The following is an 18,894-nucleotide window of genomic DNA, read 5'->3' on the forward strand; positions in this document are numbered from 1 at the left end:
AAAACTATTGACAGCAATTTTAAACATCAGGTAAAGCATCTAATGAACGGTAATACAAACATAAGAACTAATCAGCAAGTCTTTGAAATCACAGGCGCTCCCGCCCAAGTTTGGGGAAATGTGTTAGTTCCAGCAAGAGGATCAATGACTGTCAAAATTACAGGCGATACTCTTCAAGGAACAGTCAAAACTGGTCTAGAAAAGAAAGAGTCTTGGATACGCATTCAAAATATTGACTCAGTTGAAATCTTAGAATCACCCATCTATGCATTGCTAGTTATTGGAGGCTTTCTAGCTTTTTTAGCTTTGGGCGCATTCAAGCAATCTTTTATATTAGGTTCAATTCTACTTGTTGCAGGTGTCGGTATTATTCTGTATGCAATAAACAATAAACGTCGATATTTAGCAATTTACAGTTATCGCAATGCAATAGTTGTTTTCATGAATAAATCTCCAGAACTTTATCAGCAGTTTGCTATGAATGTGTTGGCATTATCGCGCAAACTAAATGCACCCATCAACACACAAACAAGACAACCTCAAACCCAAATTCAAGCTTAGTTGATGAAGTCTATGTATGCGAACCCCAGGATAGGGGATATAAATTAAAGCTTCACTAAAATAAATTGCGTAGGCGTAGACATCATTTTCCCCATTCTTAGAGGAAAACTTGCGTGCGATCGCTGTCTTAACATTACATTAAACATAATTGACTAAAAATGGTTTAAGGAATAGAGCATCGAGTCAAGGGTAATTCTATTGTCTTGGTCGGAGGTAAACTTCCGTATTACTTAAAATTGCAGACAGGTAAGCTATTAGATTTACTAGTTGTAATCTCTATAACAAATGACAGAGTGTAGATAAATTGAAAGGTTAGTGTTCGCAGTTAAAAAGGAATGGAATGTTATATGACCAAAAAATTACAAAATCTAGAGAGTGTTAAGGTAATACCTTCATCAAAAGCAAATAGGGTTGCAAAAGTTGCAAAAAGGCTAGGTAGATTGTCTTTAACAGGAATAGTTACCTTTGGCATTGGAGCATTCACGATTTTTGACCGCTACAACAACTATTGGGACAAAACAATATTTCGCGTCCAGACGGTTGATTTTAATATATTGTCTCACACTCTACCAACGAAACTTTCTTACGCCTTAATTCAAAATAAATCTGAAGAACTACAACGTACATTAGATAGCAACTATAGCTTATTTGGATTAATTGTGACAGATCCTAGCGGAGAGAAAGTTATTGCTTCATCAGGAAATGGTTCTAGCCGTAGCTCTTGGAAAGCAGCACTTAATCCACAAGAACTAAAAAATCATCCTTATGATTTGCTACTTGACCCTCCTCCTTTATATTCACAATGGAGTTATGAAGACTCTCGTGCTGTTGAGCGTACTGCTACAAGTTTAACGAATCAAGGTCGAGTTATTGGTAGGGTTTACTATGTCAGAGGTGTAAGACCTACTTTTGAAGATGATTTCTTCAAGTGGCTTAGTAATCCTATTGCCACAAGCAGTCGTATTGAAACCTATACAATGACTATGTTAGCGTGTCTAACGGGTGGCTTGGCTTTCTGGATTCTTTGGGAATATCTTCTTTACAAAAAACAAGTACAAAAAGAAGAAGCAGAACACATAGAAAACACGTTACGTCAGCAAAAAGACAGCTTATTACTACAGTTAAGAGAGCGAATCAATCAAATTAAAGTTCTCCAAAAGCAATGGGAGCAAGAGCGCATAAATTCGATAAAACAAGCTGAAGAATTACATAGTTATAATCAGCAACTACAACAAGAAATCTCACAACTAAAAAATACAGTAATATCAGTTCCGGCTGTCACCAATTTGCAAAGTACGAAGGGTGAGTTAGATAAGGCTCGAACCGAAGCTGAATCCGCCAGGCAAAAGCAGCAAGAACAAGAATCTCAAATTCAGCTATTAAATCATCAGTTACAGGTTTATCAAAGTCAGCTTACAGGAGCTATACATCAAGGAAAATCATTGAAACTGCTTCAAAGTCAAATAGAAGAAGTTGAAAGTGCTAGGTCAATAGCTGAGTTAGAGCTAGGACGACTTCGTAATAGTGAACATCAATTTATAGATACCATAACTAGTTTAGAGAAACAGTTAGCTTCTCAGCAAGATATTCAAGCTCAACTAAATAGGCAGCTTGAAATTTTGCAACGAACGCTTATAGAACGAGAGCGGCAAAAACAGGAATCTCACCAGAAGGCTGAAAGAGCAATTCAGCAAATGGCACGTCTCACGGAGGAAATTGAAATAATTAAAGAGGATATGGGCAGACACCCTCTCAATGATTTTGAACAAGCCGTGTTAAATTGCCTACAGAGTAATTTACCCCAAAAAGAAATACTTACGCAGTTTGATGTTGGTAATGGTGGAGACAATAGTAAGTTTACAGACTTTATAGTTATACTCACAAACTGCATCATTGTTTTAGAGGTTAAGTCTTATAAAGGAGTAATTGAGCCAACTGGAGATTTACGCAATACAAATTGGATATGTCGAAGAGGAAGTGACACAATTATAGTCAATGCTTGTTGGGGTCAAAATCCTTACCAACAAGTTAAAATTTATACAGACTCTCTTCTAAGGCGTACTAGAAACTCTAGCAGAATCAGAAACCTAAAACTCCCTGTATATGGTTTAGTTGTATTTCCGTCAGAAGCAAGCATTGCTTCTAGTATTGAGTCGAATATTGGTGGATTTTATCGTGTTACAACATTAAACAATTTGCCACAAACTATTCAGGATATTAATCTCAAGGCTCATTCTCAAAATGCTAGAAGAATGACCCCTCAGCAGATTGCACAGTCTTTAATAGCTTAATTTAATTCTAGAGCAACTTAACTTTTAATTTTATTTCCATTCTCAGAGGAAACCCAAGCGATCGCACCCCAAAAACCCATATAAACATCTACCATTTATGGCCACACTAATTCCCTCATTAAATAGCTGCTCAATGCGAATGACCCCTGGCGAGAGGAGGTTAGCGCAGCGCATGGAGGAAAAATTAGAAGATGATTACCTGCTATGGTATGACGTACCAGTAGGTAAAAAGCAATTACACCCAGACTTTATAGTGCTGCATCCCAGCCGGGGCTTATTTATTCTGGAAGTCAAAGACTGGAAACTAGACATTATTCAAAATATCAACCCTTCCACAGTCACATTGCTTACTGAGGATGGAATCAAGGAAGTTCAACACCCACTACAACAGGCCAGAGATTATGCCCTAGCAGTCAACAAAATGCTAGAAAAAGACCCCGCCCTGGTGCAGCAAGAAGGTAAATATCAGGGTAAGCTGGTCATTCCCTATGGTTACGGCGTGGTATTCACCAACATCACGCGCAAGGATTTTGAGCAAAGTGAACTACCAGCAGTATTTGAGGAACACTTAGTTATCTGCAAAGATGAGATGTATGAAAAGGTTGATGCAGGGGAATTTCAGCAACGACTTTGGGATTTATCTGCATATCAATTTGGCAAGACCCTCACCAGCAGTCAAATAGATAGAATCCGGTGGCATATCTTCCCAGATTTACGACCAAATCAGCAGTTTGCTCCTGACAGTTCCTCAGATGAAGAAACTCCCGAAACCGTTATCCCAGACATCCTGAAAATTATGGACTTGCAACAGGAACAGTTGGCACGGAGTTTAGGAGACGGACATCGAGTAATTCATGGTGTAGCGGGTTCTGGAAAAACCATGATTTTAGCCTACCGTTGTCAGCATCTTGCTCAAGTCAGTAATAAACCAATTTTGGTGCTGTGCTTCAACGTCTCTCTTGCTGCCAAGCTAAGGCAGGTGGTTCAAGAAGATCCGAACAAAATCAGTCGCATCAAAGTACGACACTTTCATGGCTGGTGTATGGATTTACTCAAAAAGTATGACATCCCCAGACCCGACTCTAGGGAGTATCAAGGTGAAGATTATGTAGACCAATTGGTTCAAAGAGTAATTACTGCCGTCGATGCCCAGTTAATACCATCTGGCACTTATGGCGCTGTCATGCTGGACGAAGGACACGACTTTAAACCAGAGTGGTTAAAGTTGATTGCCCAGATGGTCAATCCCGAAACCAATTCATTGCTTATCCTCTATGACGATGCCCAAAACCTCTACGGTGAAAAACGCACTCAGAAATTTAGCTTTAAGAGTGTGGGCATCCAGGCACAGGGACGCACCACCATATTTAAACTCAACTACCGCAACACAGAGCAGGTGTTAAAGGTAGCCTACGAATTTGCGAAGGAAGTAATGCAACCCACCACCGGGGATGATGACCAAGTGGTATTGGTAGAACCTGCCAGTGCCGGACGGCAAGGCCCCAAACCAGACCTCATCCGTTTACCCAGTTTTAAACACGAGGTAGATTACCTAGCAGGGCGAGTCCAACAATTACACGAGCGAGATATCCCCTGGAACGAAATAGCAATTATTTACCGCTCCAAGTTTATGGGCGATCGCATATATAATCACTTTCAACAAGCCCAAATCCCAATCGAATGGGTAAACGCCAATAGCGAGAGCCGCAACTATCACCTGGACGAACAAAGCATCAAACTCATAACCATGCACTCATCTAAAGGGCTAGAGTTCCCAGTGGTGCTTATTCCTGGCATTGGTTTTATGCCTGACCAGTACGGACACGGCACACCAGAAGAAGAAGCGCGATTACTTTACGTGGCGATGACACGGGCAATTGAGCAGTTGATTTTGACAAGCGATCGCCCTTCAGAATTCACCAGCCGTTTGGAGACAGTATTAGGTAAAGTAATTTGATTGTGTTTATCCTTCATTCAAGCAAGGAAAGCGATCGCTCTCTCCATCAAGAGAGGAAAAGTTAAAGATGCGTAGTTTACCGTCGCAGACATTGCTCCTCCCATACTTAAAAAATTGTAATATATTAAAGCAATCACTTCCAGCGGCCGTTGCATTAGCGCTCACCCGATTTTCAAAAAATCTACCAAGTTATAAAACTCAATTCTAGAAACAATTTAAACCTATTATTAGTCTGATAATAAGTCTGTTAAATCCCTACCATATATATAATAAGAATTTTGGTACTCTTCTGGAATATTATTCATTGATTCACTATTTTCTTGAAGATATTTACTATTACTCTGTTGAAGCGTTTTAAGTTTTTGATGTATGGGTGAAGATGTATCTTTTCTACCGCTATTAATATAGTTTAAAATATCTTCCCTTAACTTATTCAATCTATTATGAGTAGCTAAAGGATTATCTGAAGATAGAGTATAAGCTGTTCTATAGTCATGCCCAGCCTCTCTCAATCTCTTCCATTCTTCGCATCTGGACTTTTGATTTAATGGTTCCATTGGATTAAATCTATCGCTGTAATTGAAGTATATTTAAATTAGTTTAATTATTATATATTACCTATCTGGATAATCCCTTATTTTGCTACAGCAGACATTGAGACATACATCGAGCGCATGAAAACCATCGACGCGATCGCCCACCCCAACCATGACTGAAACCCACAACCTCGGCATGACCGATACTGAGTATGCAAAGCTACTAAGCCAAGGCTACGACCCCAACCTAGAATACCAGTTCGTTGAGCTTGGCGAGGGCGTAGACCAAGCCAGGAAGCTAGCGCGAGTAGTGGGACTGACCAAAGACAAAGCACCGGAGACTGAGGAGGAGTGGCAAGAATTTATGGCAGTGTGGGGGGATACTTGCGATGGTTCTCTTGAAAAGTGAGCGATGCCTGCGGCGGTCTACGCTTACGCTTCCCATTCTTAGAGGAAACTTTTTAATTAATAAATTTATGTCTAAAACAACACTTTTCTCTGGACTTACTCTCAGTTTAATACTGGGTTTATTCTCCAGTAGTCCAATCACTGCTCAAGAAATATACATTGACAATAACTGTAAACAAAATCAGCAATTAAATGAATTTGATAAGTTTACTATTTTCTATAAATCCGAATTTAAAACCAAAGGGCAAACATACTGGTTTTACTCAGGTAGGTATCAAGATGGAACTACAATTGTTTGTATTTCTCAACCAGGATTTAAACAAGCAAAACCTTTAAACATACAACAAATACAGTCTGGTTACATCGATAAAATCGACAAAGACCCACGCAATAAAACAGCCTTTCTCGTTACCGTCCGCGAGGGTAATGGTTCCTATGTCCCAATGTTCCAATACCGACTCAATTTGTCTACACCTTCTAAACCTGCACTAACTAAACTACGGACTTGGACATCAGGACAGTAGTTGCCCTGCTCCAGCGGGCAGGTATGCGATCGCACCTCCTAATTCTTAGACGGTGGACACCCATCGCATGGTAAATGTAGATTTATGAAAATCAAGATTTACTATGCTCATTTAACTCCAGAAGAGTGCGATTCACCGCAATGTATTCCCGATATTCAATCAATGGAAGTAGAGATACCAGACGAAATCATTGATGTTCAAAAAGCTTTGAATGAGTGGAGCGCTAAGGCTGGTGTAACACTTTTTGATTGGAAGAAAAAACGTGTTCAGGACTAGGGCGATCGCACTTTCACCGACCATGTGAACTACTACATCTCAGCAGGATTTCAGCGAACTCGTCTTGTTGTCGATGCGCTCGATCGCTAAGTTGGCGCGGTAGCCGCCCGCAGACTGCCGTAGTAACAGCGTCTTGTAGTTCGCACCGTCGTATAGACACCATGCGCTGCCAGTCCGGTTCCAGATTGACGTGACCTTGTTGTTGAACACATATCCACCGATCGGGTTAGCCAGATTGGCAGAACCTTTGGCGAAATACGCAAAAGACCCGTTGTAGGTGGAGTTCGTCCAGATGCAGAACTTGCCGGAGGGGCAGTCAGCCGAGTTGGCGGTCGCCGGGGAGGCGATGCCGACGGCGGTGACTAGGGAGGTCATCGCGAGCAGCAACGTTAGGGCGGGGCGTGCAGCCTGTCGGGAGCGTCGCGAAGCGGCGGCGCTCTTATCGGCGGATATTATGGGTTGCTCCTTCATCAGTTTTTCCATTTAATGGGACTTTGTAGGAAATGCTGTTGTTCTCTGTTTACTGGCGTTGCTGTTACTCACTTGCATCGCCGACATAATTATTTGGCTGGCAGTTGCAAATTATATAATGAGCATTACGAATAAACACTTTATCAGTATTGTATTAAAGAGCCTAAATATTTAACAATCAGTCAAAAGCTATACATTAAGCAAATAGTAACTGTCTATCTGCTGGCGTAGATAACCGTTATTAAGAACAGATGCGGCTTCATCACACCAACAAACCAAAGTAAATATCAAACGACAGGACAAAAAAGCTTCTTTGTCCCCAGTTTAGTTTTTACAGACAACTTGTAATGTTTTGTTGCGGTAGCGTGAGGTGCTATGAGGTCAAATTGGGGAAAGTAGGGAAGTTGCGATCAGTTAAAACCTTTTGCTTCTAATTTAGTTTGCAATTAGAACCTGGAAATTACTCCTAAATCCGTATTCTTCACCACCCCAAGAAACGTAGCAGGTTTGATTTGGTGGATAGTATTTCCCAGGTGTATACTCTCCATCAACAATGGTAGAGCAAATGTATAAAATAGTTCCATTATTATCTTCAGTACCTCCTTGAATATAATAAGGATTAAAGGGTTTAACAGTAGTCTGTGAAACCTCGGCTAATGCAGGTACTCCTATGGAAACTGCTATTCCAACTGCTAGGAGTTTAGCAATACAATTAAATTTTATTAAATTTGTTGCGAGTGTTTTCAATTGCATATTCAATCAACTCCCATTTTTTAATAGTTGTTACTGAATTTATACAAAACGCAAAATAATGTAAGAATATGAAAAATCCAACTTTCAAAGAGTGGTGAATAATAAGTTGAATATTTGAAAATATTCAACTTATTAAAAATCTAATTTAATATTTTCATTTTTTATATGCATTCGTAAAATAAAAATAAAAAGTTACATTTATATTCAAAAACTATTTTGGTAAATGCTTAAGGAAGCTTTATCCGGTTTGGTAAAGGTTGATTATTGCTAGCGATGCCTACGGCAGCTACGTCTACACGGTTAGTATAGGCTGGTAGCGATACTGGCTTTTCCCGTTAAGTCGTGAAACAACGAAATAGCATGCCAAAGGGCGATCGCCAGAATTCCCCGCATCCTTGACTGCTTGCTGACGCAAGCGAACGACGATGGCTTCGCCGGTCATCCTGAAGTGGTAATCATTGGGTATTGGGGTTGGGGAATGGGGGCGATCGCACAGTCGCACAGCAGGAGACGCGGCAACGCCTGAGTCGTCAGCAGCGTAGCTGCCAGTCCTTACTCTGACTCACTCCAAGAGATAGCGATCGCCCCAATTCTTAGAGGAAAACCCAAAAGCGATCGCATACAAAAAAGCCCAGTCATCTCATAACTGGGCTTTTAGCATCTCAATCAATTATTGGAGGTAGAGTATTTTCATCACAACCAATTAAGCAGCAGGTTGCTCTAGATTAACCTTGACAACTTTGTTCTTTTCTTGCTCAGACTTGGGTAGTGTCAAATTCAAAATGCCGTCTTTATAATCTGCGGTGACATTGGTATTTTGAACCCTAGCAGATAGAGGAATTACACGTTGGAACTTGCCGTAGTAGAATTCACTTCTTGTAGTGCCATTGTTTTCGGTTTTAGTTTGGGACTTGCGCTCACCGCTAATGCGAACAGCATCTTGGGTGACTTGAATATCCAGGTCTTTAGCTTCAAGTCCTGGGAGTTCAAGCTTCAAATGAATAGCATCATCAGTTTCGTGCAACTCAGCAGCCGGAACTTTGATAAAATCTCTGTCAAACCGTGCAGATGGTACTCTGGTATCTCCAAATAAGCTGTTGATTTGACGTTCTAAAGCGTTCAATTCTTGCCAGGGGTTGTAACGAACTAGTGCCATAACTCTTACTCTCTTTAAATAGTTCCTGCTTAATCGTTTTTGCACTTCGTTTTGTGCTTATGTATTCATAATAAGTATGGTTATAAGTCCTGTAAATTCGGTTATTCTCACCCAATAATTGATGATTACCACACCAAATTAGCCAGTAAAAAAGATTACGGTTTACTCGAATTTTGCGGTTCGGTAAACCAGAATAATAACTATTAATGTCACTAATAATCAACTAATAAATCTGCTATTGAAGGGGATTTGCTTTGGCGCTAAACTTTACTTTCTTCTACCCAAACGGTTGCCCCCAGCGCTCCCAGTTTTCTTTGTTAAATGGACTACGCCACTTCAAAATTAAACTCAACTCCAACTCCTGCCGTGCGCGTCGGTCAACAGGGCTGTCCCACCAAAAAGCGATGTTGACTGCTGTGTTCATCCCATAGCGATAATGTAAATCTTGGTAGCTGGCGATGTAATCCTTGCAGGCATGAATCCCTTTCCACCGCTTGTTACTACGGCACGTCTCACCCACATACAAAATTAAGCCAGTCGCAGAGTCAACGATGAAGTACAGACACGCATCGCCGGGGCTATCTGCTGGCATCCTCCAAAACGAGAGCGATGCCTACGGCGGGCTACGCCTACGCACCTGCAACTGTAACGGATCGATCCGGTCTGGGTCGCAGTGGTTGGATACAAGGTCAAACAGCGTCACCTGTCTTGCTGGCTGACTTTTCCTCATCTTTTGTTGATACTCAAGTATTTGGGACTTCCACTTCAGCAGAGCATTAGCACTCATCACCAGCGCTTCTGTCAAAAGTGCTGGTGTGGGTTTCACGTCTGGAAATAAGTTTAGCTGATTGGGTTCCAAGGGTATTACGGGGAGCGTGCCGACTAGCTGATTATCCCCCAGAACTGAATCGAGTAAACCTGTTAACGGGTTTAGGGGAGTGATGCCTACGGTGGTCACTGAGCCTGTCGAAGTGCGGTAAACTACGCACTCCTGTAATCACTATCGCCTATATTCAACAATTGCAATCAACAGTTCAGTTTAGTAGAGTGTCACCCCACTGTTGTAAGCGTTCACGAAACTGGTGTAGTCGTACTCGACTTGAGTTGCATAGTCTAGAGCAAAGTTAACAATTTCATCTTTGAATACACCCTTGTTAGGGCTGGTGATATCAGTCACTTCCTTGTCAACGCTTTCTGAAACAATGCTAGCATCGTAATCTTTATCAGAGATAGCATGGTTCTTAGCAACGACCTTACCTGCATATCCCATCGCATCCATGAATTTTGATTTAGTGGTTAGTAAGGTATAGTCAAAGTCCACCTGGTAAGGGGATTTTTCATGCAGCATAAAGGGGATACCACTGACCGTAGTGTAGCCAACCAAGGGGTCAGTATTAGAGAGCATCGCTTTAGTGGCAATTGTCACCCTCGCCCCTTGATGATTTCCATAGACTGAACTTGGTAGTAAACCTGGAACTGCGATCGCTACGGCGCTAGAAGCTTCCTGTTTCATCTCCAAAATGCGATCGTCGTCGGTTGCTGAAGTTGGGCCCTCAATCAGCAAGTAATACCGATACTTACCAAGACTACCAGTACCGGAACCTAATTTGAGACGAATATCTTTTAGGGTGTAGTAACTATTGCTGTAGCGCTTACTGCTAGGAATCGAAGCGATGTAGCTGCTCATTGCCCCAGTAATATCTGAGTAGGTGCTGCTGGATACAGGCTGGAGTTCAGAGGTTGTCTGAAAAACTCGATTGCTACTGCTATTTAGCAGCGTGTACTTATTTAGCAAACTAGAGCGGCTCTTGGCTGCTGCCTGTTGAATTAAATCCTTGACCACACCGTTGGTATTGCTCTCTTGCAAACGGTATGATAGCTCGTCGTTAGTCCCCTTAAAGTCGCTCATCTTGTTGAGGTAAGCATCCAGAAAATTTCGGACAATATCTTGACCATCACTGGAGCTTAGACCGTTTTCTTTGGCTGCTAGGAGAATCGAGACTGCCATACGTCGCAAATCCCAAACATAAGGGCCAAGATAACCTTCATCAAAGTCAGTAGTATCAAAGACGTTATTATCGTTGCCATCTCTCATTCCCCCAAGATTTTGCAGATGCATATCCCCCTCTAACCAAATGGCATCAGTAGAGGAATTGACAAATGCTGAACTCGGTAATGTTTGCATATCACGATAGAAAATGTCAGCCGTTCCTCGATAAAAGGCGAAGGGGCTAGCTGTCATCTTTTGCATTTTCGTTGCCAGTTCTTGGGGCAATTGAGAAGCAAAGGGATGGTTGTATTGGTAAATTTCATTTTCTACCCAAGTTGAACGGGGAGTTGCAGCAACAGATATAAATGTAGACCCCACAATTAAGATGAAGACGGCTACGACTCTGGATATGTGTTTGAGCATGAAATTCTCTTAGGCGGTAAAGAAATTAACTCTTGCTGGACTCTTGTGTAGACACAACCATCCAACAACAATTCTTTTACCACCTTGAGTCAGAACTTATAAAGTGATTTAAAGCACAATGTAACAACTATTCATAGCCAGTAAAAAGATTGCTCTCAAGTATTTTACCCTGCCCCCAATCAAGCAAACGCGAGTAGCGTCTCCTAGAGGGGAAAATAGAGCGATCGCCAACGCCTTCACTTTCCTTTTTTCCTCTAAGAAATTTTGGGGTATCCATTAATACAAGCGGTTAGCGCTCAGAGGATATCAAAGAATTATGGTCTTTGATATTCAATCCGCACTTGCTTAATGTCAATTTGCTCAGATTCTAAAAATACGAGTTTTTCTACTTGCTGTAATCCCAAATTATCAAATTGTTTGAGTTCCGAGTCTGATAACGCCCAAGGTGGGCCAGAGGGTTCATCTTCTGTATCTCGAACACGAGTAATCAGCAAAAGTGTGCCACCGGGAGCAACAAGGGATGAAACTGAAGAAATAACCCAAGAACGCACATTCAAGGGCAAAGCTTGAATATTACGACATTCAAAAACAAAGTTAAAAGCTTGATGCCATTGTGAGGGAATTGCTAACAAATCTGCAACTATGTAGTTGACAGTCGAATTAGGAAATCGCTCTTGACACCAAGCGATCGCTGTCGGTGAAATATCAAAGGCAGTTACTTCAAATCCTAGATTTGCTAAAGCTTCGGCATCATCTCCCAAGCCACAACCAATGACTAGCGCCTTTTGAAGAGAAGCGAACGGTTGATGATTCGTCAACCAATCTTGTAGATAAGGGTGAGGAGTTAACTTTGCCCAAGGAATTTTTGCTGTATCACCTTTAGCTTCGGTATATAACACTTCAAACCATGCCGATGGTTCTGATTTTTCTAAAGCTTCGGCAGCTAACTGTTTAACATGAAGCTGTAAATTTTCTCTTTGTTGTTCAAACATAAAAACTGATATTACTAACAATTGTGCGAAACTTCCGAATACCCTAAGTATTGTAGATGAGGAAAAGCGATGCCTACGCTTCACTCTATTACACTTAGATTCTTCAAATCAACATTACACTAATCCAGAAGATAGATACATTTTTAAAAATTTGAAGCACACTGGTAAGAACAAATTCAACTTCTAAATCATGGTGTGGCAATGTGGCTAAAATATGGTGTAAATGAAGATGGGATATTGATATGTATTGAAGATATCAACAGAGGGAGGACTTTACTTAAGTGCCCTTACTGTAATGGTGAGTTAACTGCCAAGAAAGGCAAGGTAAAAGAACACCATTTTGCTCATCATGGAGAAACTTGTCGAAGAGTAGCTAACCGGGAATTTCCAACTCTGCCTCTCTATGATAATTTCAACATTCAGCTATCTGGCAAGGATTTAGCACAGTTAAAATTACTCTGGAAGGAATACGGAGCCAAAAATTATCCTATTAGTTCTTACTTAGTTACTCCTGGTTTGCTCAAAGCAGGAATGTTAAGAAAAAATGTTTATATTAAACCACCTGAATATGAATTTAGTGATTTAGGTAAAGTTCCTGTTGGAGCGCTAGAGTTAACGCGATTCAACGATGTGCAAGAGCCGTTATTACTTAAAAAACTGCTGAAACTTGAGCTAGCTTTGAAACACGCCGAATATAAAAATGCCCCAAATTTGGCATATCGACTTACTGATTTAAAGCTGTATCGCGCTCAACTTCAACGTATTCTATGCTCTAGTCTGTATTTTTTAGAGATTGAAACTAATATTGGAATTATCTACAAGATAGGAGTAACCACTAGACCCGTTATCAAGCGAGTAGCAGAAGTAAAAATTGATTTACTTGCTCATTATTCGAGTGCTGCTATTAAAGTATTAGGAACTTGGGAGCATAGAGGTAATGTTGAACTGTATTTCAAACACCGCTATCAGGGCTTTAATTATCCCATCGGAAGTTTAACTGAGTACTATAAGTTTAATACCGAGGATGTCAAAATCGTCCTAAGTGACTTGCAAAAAATGAAACCTAAAATACTTTCTAAAGTTGAAATAGATATTCTTGAGGAAAATACTACGTGGGAGCAAGTTGCTGTGTAGCATTTTGGTATGAACTACTGCGATCGCCATTTTCCTCTAAGAAACTGGAACCGGAGGGCGATAAGCCCACACATTTAGTACTGCTATTTGTTTACTGAAAAGCTTGGAATAGTTCTGATATTTTCGCCTTGAGTGCTGCAATCGCCTCTTCTAAAGTATCACTTGGGTCTGTATCTACTAAATGGGCATCGCCTACATCAGCACTTGACCACAGATAGCTATGTAGCCCTACCGTTAAACATCCTTGCCATTTATCCTCATGATTAGTGTCAAGTGTAATGAAAAACCGCCGGGGTATTATTAATTCTTCAGTTTTAATCACAAACTCTCCCCATACCGAGAAACCAAAATACTCCTCGTTTTTTTCATTGTTGTATTCCCAATCAGCTAAGTTGGGAAAAGCAGCTTTAACTTGCTCTAAAACTTGTTGTATTTCAGGTTCTGTTAATAGCATTAATTTAAATTTAGCCCTTCTAAAAATTCTACCTGCTGCGGCGTGGCTTGTCTTACTTCGTACATTCCAGGTGTGAACCTCGTGTGCCAAATATCAGCCCATATAAAGTTTACTCCGGCTGCGATCGCTGCCTTCTCATCCTCATCTCTATCGCCTATCATCCAACTTTTAGTTAAATCAATTTTAAAGTCATTAGCTGCACGATAAATCATCCCCGCCCCAGGCTTTCTAAATTTTCTATCTAGTGGTGTAGAATAGCTTTCATCATAAGCTCGACTGATAGCATAAAAATGTGTTTCAGCTTCGGTGTTGTCTTCTATTTTTTCTACATTATCTCTATCGACTTTAAAGCAAATGTATCCTTTCATATCTGGACAAAAGTAAATTGCTTCCATTTCAGGAATTAGAGAAAGTGTGTATTGCTGTTCAGCGATCGCATCCTCCAAACTCTTTAAAGGCTTCCCAGTATCACGGTTGATGGTGTCACACCCACCTTGATTAGTAATACCAATGATTGTATAGCCCTGGCGTTTATGATGTGCGATCGCTTCATGCACACCCGCCATTATTCGCTGTCCTGTAGGCTGTTGGATAAATTTACCATCAGTTGATTCTCTTACAGTCCCGTCTAAATCCAGAAATAATCCCTTATACATCTGTTAAAATTCCTTTTCTATCTTCGTAATCTTTAATTAGTAGTCCAAGTAAAACTAAATAATCTCGTTCATCTTCTAACAAATATCCTTTATCAATCAGGATATCTACGTGCCTTTGAACTTTGTCATATTGTTCTTGAGAATGTATAGGACGTGACTGTTAAGATTTCTTAGCTTTCGCCCTCCTAATAAAGTCGATTATTTCCTCTAAACTAACCCCTTCTTTCTGCATTGATTGAATAAGTGTGATCGCACCCACAGGAATACTACCAATACTCCGCCCCTTCCACTCGCCGTCTATCTTCTCTTCCCAATTGAAACCCCAGCGCCAATGAGTAGGATTATCAGTCTGCCTGTGTCCGATGACACGGGGGTAGCTTGCGATGCTTCCATTTTTCAGCTTCTTATTCTCAATATATTTGTACAAGCAGCCTATACGCTGTCTGCCTTTGGGCTTTTGCACAACTTCTTCGCGGCCTTCAGTTTCCTCTAAGAAATTTGCGGGTGCTAAACCGCACATACCACAGCCACCACTTAAATATATGTGCTGTAATTCGCAGCTAGGGCAAAGTACAAGTGGCTCTGATTTATCCTCTAAGAATTTATCTATTAGGCACTGAGGAGCGATGCCTGCGGCGGGCTGCGCCAACGCCAACTCAGCAATGTACAGTTCATCCCTTTCCCAGAAGTACCATTTATCTTTTTCTGTTTCCCAGTCAACAACAAAGAAAGTTGAACAACAGTTTTTAACTATGCCAACATTTTCTCTTGCATCGCAGATATAAAGGTCTACTTTGATATTTGACTTTTTAAGCTGCTGTGACGAGATTGGCGAGATAACAGACTCGTTTAATTGCGATCGCTGCTTGGAGGGGGCAGACGGCACGGGCGTAGAGGTCGTTACATTCCCGGCGCTTGTTGAGGTAGCGAGGTACTCCTGGGTAAATGGGAGCTGTATAGAGATTGTCTCGCCACCATCCATCAATACTTTTTCCACCCAACCAACGGGGAACCCCATCATCCACCCTGGCACGGCGGGATTTAGTTTGTCGCCCTTGGCTAAATGTGGCTTTAATTTCTGCTCCAATCTGGTCGCCCCAGCTGGCCTGCATCCCGTTGAGCCTTTGCAATATGTTGTTGGTGTAGGCAACAACGAAGAGTCTGTTCCTTTGGTGCGGCGCTCCGATTTCCGCCGCCGATATGAGCTGCGGATCGTCCCAGTGATAGCCGACCATTCGGAGTCCACCAAGAATTGCTCGTAATCCTTTATGGATAAGCCCTTCAGGATTTTCAATGATGACGAAACTGGGGCAGCCGTCGGCGATGCAGCGCAGGGCTTCAAACCAGAGTGATGATTCTGGGTGTTCGAGTCCTGTACCGTTGCCTGCGGTGCTGGTTCCAGTACAAGGAAATCCAATTGTGTAAAGGCTAAATTCCCCCGGCTGAGGGTAATAGTTTGTGATGTCGCTGTGTATGGGGATTTTTGGGAATCTGTAGCTGAGGACTGCTTGAGCGTCGGGGTTGTTTTCAATGAAGAGTTCTGTTTTGATAAACTCAGCTGCTCCAACTGCCTTAATTCCGAGTTCAAAACCGGCGATTCCTGCAAAAAAGCTGGCGTGTCTAAGCTGCATTCTGTCGCCTCCTGTATCTCATCCTCACTTGATTTTCGATAGTTCCAACCCTGCATTTGTTTGAGGGTGTATTCTTTAGAATGCCCGTTATCCCAGGTGATGCCGATTTTCTTGTGTACGCTCGATACAGTACCGTATCGTTCGCCTGGGGTGATAATGCGATCGCCTACGGTAAAGCTTGCTAAACCTACCTCAAAATCGCCTACAGAATACTTACTCATATTTGTCAACGCACTTTTTTTGTATCAATAAATGCAGACTAGTTTTGTTAACACGCCAGATTTTTGAACTGAGTAAACTGTGCATCAAACAACAGTTTTGTTGTTCCTGTTGGCCCGCCCCTATTTTTAGCGATAATTACTTCTGCAATACCTCTATCAATCGTATCGGGAAAATAATATTCATCCCGATAAAGGAGCAAAACTAAATCCGAATCTTCCTCAATTCGCCCTGATTCTCGCAAATCCGACATCATGGGACGCTTGATATTACGGCTCTCTACACCGCGATTCAATTGCGACAAAATAACAATAGTTGTGTTACATTCACGAGCTAATTGTTTTAACTGTCTGGTGATTTTTCCGATTTGAAAAGCGATGTTGTAGCTATCACCATCCGTCCCTTCCATTAGTTGCAAATAATCAATACCAACCATGCCAATGCGACCGTATTGGGCAACAATCCGTTTCACCTTAGAACGTATCGCACTAACAGTTATCACGGGTGAATCGTCAATATAAACGGACAACTCGCTCAACCTACCGATTGATTGTGCTAAAGGTTCCCACTGGTGTTTAGTAATCTTGCCCTGTTGCAAATAGCTTGATTCAATTCTGGCATCTTGGGATAAAAATCTATCTCCCCATTCTTCTTTGCTCATTTCAAGACTAAAAATAACAGTTGGTAGCAATTCATCAAGGGAGATATTAAAGGCTAAATTCCCTAAAAACGATGATTTTCCCATTGCTGGACGACCAGCAATTGTTATGAGCTTTCCCGGTTGAAATCCTCCTATCATTGCATCTAGGTCATAAAATCCAGTTTTAACCCCAGATGGTGATATACCCATACTTTTTTCTTCAATGCTGGAGTAGGCATTTACCAAGATTTCATTGAGGGGAATTGGTTCGGATATTGATGAAATCGCACTATTATTTATCTCTAAAATTTTTGATTCAGCCGTCTCTAATTGTTTGGTTATTTCTTCTTCTTGGTCGTGTGCCAAATGTACAATCTCATTGCCAGCCTTGATTAATTCCCGCCGCAGATATTTTTCCATCACCAAAGAAGCCAAAGCATCGATGTTGACAGCTGATACCGTCCGGTCTACAAGGGTTGCTAATTTATTTCTCCCGCCAATACGCACAAGTATTTTGTGGTCAGTCAGCCAACTTGTAACTGAGAGCAAGTCTGTGGGTTTGCCTTGTGCGTGGAGCCTGAGTGCTGCTTGATAAATGTCTTTGTGAGCGCTGATGTAAAAGGCTTCGGCAACAAGAGTATCGCTAACTCGACTAATCGCTTCTGGATCGAGCATGATTCCGCCCAAAATCGCCTCTTCCGCCTCGATATTTTGGGGAGGCAGCTTGCTATTTTCACCAAAATTTAGATTCTCAGACATTACTTACTTGCTTGCGCTTTTACTAAGTTTTCTATGGGTATCGGGTTGCTTGCTAAAAATTCGCGCACGTCCTCGCGGGCAGTTTTCGCCCAATTGAGCCAGCTACAGTAAAAGTCATCTTTTAAAAATTGTTCGAGCCTCGCGCTGTCGCCCGATTGAGCAGCCCCGCAAACTAAAGTCTGTAGTTGTCCGTACCACATTTGATGCTGCGCTTGGCTGTAAGCCCCAAAATTGTACTTCTGGTTTTGATTTTCGTTCTCATCGCAGGTCGGGAACCATTGCTCAGACAATTCCTCAAAGTTTTTCTCAATCCATTTGAGCGGTAATTGGACTGGGGGGTTTTTAAGTTCTGCTGCTTTTTTCTTACCAAATTTTAAAAAACTCTCTTTCTCGCCTTCTGAGAGAGAGTCTATAAAATCTAAATAAGTCTTATTAATCTTAGGGGTGCTGGAATCTTTGGCTGGTGCGGCTTTCGGCTGGCGTTTGTTGCGTGGCGATCGCGCAAGTTGCGTAGCGATCGCGCAAGTTGCGTCACGATCACCTAAGTTGCCGTCAGGCAACAAAGTTGCCTCATCGCAACTTGTTGTCTCACTGCAACTTGTTGCCTCATCGCAACTTGTTGTCTCATCGCAACAATGCAAGCCCTTGGTGAGAACGTGAACCTTGACTTTAATAAGCTCCATATCGACAAACCCCTTTTCATCCAACGCTTTGAGAGCGCGTCCTACAGTGCTGCGGTGAACTGGCTTTTCTGCGGTAGATAAATCCTTGGCAATCCGTGCTGGCGATACTTCCATTCCGGTGCTGTATGGGTCGAGAGTGCGAAGGTAGTAGAGTACATCCCTCTGTGCTGGGGTTAATTCCCGGCAGGCTCTTAGCCATTCTTCATGTTGGAGTGGATAAAATCGTCCCTGAATTTTGGTACTTGGTTGTGTCATAATTCTCTTAAATTGCAAAATCACAACGCCCCCCCTGTGTCACCAGGTTGGGGCTAATTTTTTGGGATATGGTGGGGTTTGGTAGGATTGAGTTAGTCAACCTCGTTTAAGTCTCAATTACACTG

General features: G+C 41.7%; 23 protein-coding genes. 8 read left to right on the forward strand and 15 right to left on the reverse strand.

The window, feature by feature from the left end:
- Positions 1 to 42: 42 nt before the first annotated feature.
- From RMY64_RS25665 to RMY64_RS25675, 3 genes are all read left to right on the forward strand, one after another.
- Positions 43 to 561 (forward strand): hypothetical protein, encoded by a 519-nt coding sequence (locus tag RMY64_RS25665; RefSeq protein WP_322701468.1) that lies wholly within the window; start codon positions 43 to 45, stop codon positions 559 to 561.
- Positions 562 to 908: 347 nt separating this feature from the next.
- Entirely contained in the window at positions 909 to 2,852 is a 1,944-nt protein-coding gene (locus RMY64_RS25670) for an NERD domain-containing protein (RefSeq protein WP_322701469.1), read from the forward strand.
- 139 nt (positions 2,853 to 2,991) lie between these two features.
- On the forward strand, positions 2,992 to 4,809 hold the full coding sequence (locus RMY64_RS25675; protein ID WP_322701506.1) for a 3'-5' exonuclease: 1,818 nt from the start codon (positions 2,992 to 2,994) through the stop codon (positions 4,807 to 4,809).
- Positions 4,810 to 4,826: 17 nt separating this feature from the next.
- On the opposite strand, the gene RMY64_RS25680 is transcribed toward RMY64_RS25675, so the two are convergent.
- Together RMY64_RS25680 and RMY64_RS25685 are read right to left on the reverse strand one after the other, a co-directional pair.
- Positions 4,827 to 4,964, reverse strand: a complete 138-nt coding sequence (locus tag RMY64_RS25680; protein WP_322701470.1) for a hypothetical protein — start codon at positions 4,962 to 4,964, stop codon at positions 4,827 to 4,829.
- Between the two features lie 72 nt (positions 4,965 to 5,036).
- Positions 5,037 to 5,366 (reverse strand): hypothetical protein, encoded by a 330-nt coding sequence (locus RMY64_RS25685; protein WP_322701471.1) that lies wholly within the window; start codon positions 5,364 to 5,366, stop codon positions 5,037 to 5,039.
- 151 nt (positions 5,367 to 5,517) lie between these two features.
- Here RMY64_RS25685 and RMY64_RS25690 point away from each other — a divergent pair, with 151 nt between their 5' ends.
- The 3 genes from RMY64_RS25690 to RMY64_RS25700 all read left to right on the forward strand — a co-directional run bounded on the left by RMY64_RS25690 (position 5,518) and on the right by RMY64_RS25700 (position 6,553).
- Positions 5,518 to 5,754, forward strand: a complete 237-nt coding sequence (locus RMY64_RS25690; RefSeq protein ID WP_322701472.1) for a hypothetical protein — start codon at positions 5,518 to 5,520, stop codon at positions 5,752 to 5,754.
- A 67-nt stretch (positions 5,755 to 5,821) separates the two neighbouring features.
- The gene (locus RMY64_RS25695) at positions 5,822 to 6,277 is read left to right on the forward strand and encodes a hypothetical protein (RefSeq protein ID WP_322701473.1); all 456 of its coding nucleotides are present in this window, start codon (positions 5,822 to 5,824) and stop codon (positions 6,275 to 6,277) included.
- 84 nt (positions 6,278 to 6,361) lie between these two features.
- Positions 6,362 to 6,553 (forward strand): hypothetical protein, encoded by a 192-nt coding sequence (locus tag RMY64_RS25700; protein ID WP_322701474.1) that lies wholly within the window; start codon positions 6,362 to 6,364, stop codon positions 6,551 to 6,553.
- A gap of 39 nt (positions 6,554 to 6,592) precedes the next feature.
- Here the strand turns inward: RMY64_RS25700 and RMY64_RS25705 are convergent, their stop codons facing one another.
- Positions 6,593 to 7,036: a peptidase inhibitor family I36 protein gene (locus RMY64_RS25705; protein ID WP_322701475.1), complete on the reverse strand. Its 444-nt coding sequence runs from the start codon at positions 7,034 to 7,036 to the stop codon at positions 6,593 to 6,595.
- 423 nt (positions 7,037 to 7,459) lie between these two features.
- Positions 7,460 to 7,777 (reverse strand): DM9 repeat-containing protein, encoded by a 318-nt coding sequence (locus tag RMY64_RS25710; protein ID WP_322701476.1) that lies wholly within the window; start codon positions 7,775 to 7,777, stop codon positions 7,460 to 7,462.
- 403 nt (positions 7,778 to 8,180) lie between these two features.
- On the opposite strand from RMY64_RS25710, the gene RMY64_RS25715 reads away from it, so the two are divergent.
- Positions 8,181 to 8,303, forward strand: coding sequence for a hypothetical protein (locus RMY64_RS25715; protein ID WP_322701477.1), 123 nt, complete (start codon positions 8,181 to 8,183; stop codon positions 8,301 to 8,303).
- A 177-nt stretch (positions 8,304 to 8,480) separates the two neighbouring features.
- Here the strand turns inward: RMY64_RS25715 and RMY64_RS25720 are convergent, their stop codons facing one another.
- From RMY64_RS25720 to RMY64_RS25740, 5 genes are all read right to left on the reverse strand, one after another.
- Positions 8,481 to 8,933 (reverse strand): Hsp20/alpha crystallin family protein, encoded by a 453-nt coding sequence (locus RMY64_RS25720; RefSeq protein WP_322701478.1) that lies wholly within the window; start codon positions 8,931 to 8,933, stop codon positions 8,481 to 8,483.
- 277 nt (positions 8,934 to 9,210) lie between these two features.
- The gene (locus tag RMY64_RS25725; protein ID WP_322701479.1) at positions 9,211 to 9,525 is read right to left on the reverse strand and encodes a hypothetical protein; all 315 of its coding nucleotides are present in this window, start codon (positions 9,523 to 9,525) and stop codon (positions 9,211 to 9,213) included.
- Between the two features lie 21 nt (positions 9,526 to 9,546).
- The gene (locus RMY64_RS25730) at positions 9,547 to 9,891 is read right to left on the reverse strand and encodes a hypothetical protein (RefSeq protein ID WP_322701480.1); all 345 of its coding nucleotides are present in this window, start codon (positions 9,889 to 9,891) and stop codon (positions 9,547 to 9,549) included.
- Between the two features lie 81 nt (positions 9,892 to 9,972).
- Complete coding sequence (locus RMY64_RS25735; protein ID WP_322701481.1) at positions 9,973 to 11,346, reverse strand: DUF2252 domain-containing protein; 1,374 nt, start codon at positions 11,344 to 11,346, stop codon at positions 9,973 to 9,975.
- Positions 11,347 to 11,660: 314 nt separating this feature from the next.
- Positions 11,661 to 12,338: a class I SAM-dependent methyltransferase gene (locus RMY64_RS25740; RefSeq protein ID WP_322701482.1), complete on the reverse strand. Its 678-nt coding sequence runs from the start codon at positions 12,336 to 12,338 to the stop codon at positions 11,661 to 11,663.
- A 201-nt stretch (positions 12,339 to 12,539) separates the two neighbouring features.
- Here RMY64_RS25740 and RMY64_RS25745 point away from each other — a divergent pair, with 201 nt between their 5' ends.
- A complete protein-coding gene (locus tag RMY64_RS25745; protein WP_322701483.1) occupies positions 12,540 to 13,472 on the forward strand; it encodes a GIY-YIG nuclease family protein in 933 nt (310 codons plus the stop codon).
- A 91-nt stretch (positions 13,473 to 13,563) separates the two neighbouring features.
- Here the strand turns inward: RMY64_RS25745 and RMY64_RS25750 are convergent, their stop codons facing one another.
- The 6 genes from RMY64_RS25750 to RMY64_RS25775 form a co-directional block, all read right to left on the reverse strand.
- Positions 13,564 to 13,926 carry a hypothetical protein gene (locus RMY64_RS25750; RefSeq protein ID WP_322701484.1) on the reverse strand — a complete coding sequence of 121 codons (363 nt, stop codon included), beginning with the start codon at positions 13,924 to 13,926 and terminating at the stop codon, positions 13,564 to 13,566.
- A complete protein-coding gene (locus tag RMY64_RS25755) occupies positions 13,926 to 14,582 on the reverse strand; it encodes an HAD hydrolase-like protein (protein WP_322701485.1) in 657 nt (218 codons plus the stop codon). Before RMY64_RS25755 ends, RMY64_RS25750 begins: the two co-directional genes overlap by 1 nt.
- Positions 14,583 to 14,742: 160 nt before the next feature.
- Positions 14,743 to 15,468 (reverse strand): hypothetical protein, encoded by a 726-nt coding sequence (locus RMY64_RS25760; protein ID WP_322701486.1) that lies wholly within the window; start codon positions 15,466 to 15,468, stop codon positions 14,743 to 14,745.
- Positions 15,392 to 16,213 (reverse strand): DNA cytosine methyltransferase, encoded by an 822-nt coding sequence (locus tag RMY64_RS25765; protein WP_322701487.1) that lies wholly within the window; start codon positions 16,211 to 16,213, stop codon positions 15,392 to 15,394. Before RMY64_RS25765 ends, RMY64_RS25760 begins: the two co-directional genes overlap by 77 nt.
- A 268-nt stretch (positions 16,214 to 16,481) precedes the next feature.
- Positions 16,482 to 17,831, reverse strand: coding sequence for a replicative DNA helicase (gene dnaB, locus RMY64_RS25770; RefSeq protein WP_322701488.1), 1,350 nt, complete (start codon positions 17,829 to 17,831; stop codon positions 16,482 to 16,484).
- Entirely contained in the window at positions 17,831 to 18,769 is a 939-nt protein-coding gene (locus RMY64_RS25775; RefSeq protein ID WP_322701489.1) for a MarR family transcriptional regulator, read from the reverse strand. Before RMY64_RS25775 ends, dnaB begins: the two co-directional genes overlap by 1 nt.
- Between the last annotated feature and the right edge of the window lie 125 nt (positions 18,770 to 18,894).

Source organism: Nostoc sp. DedQUE08, assembly GCF_034530895.1.
GTDB lineage: Bacteria > Cyanobacteriota > Cyanobacteriia > Cyanobacteriales > Nostocaceae > Nostoc.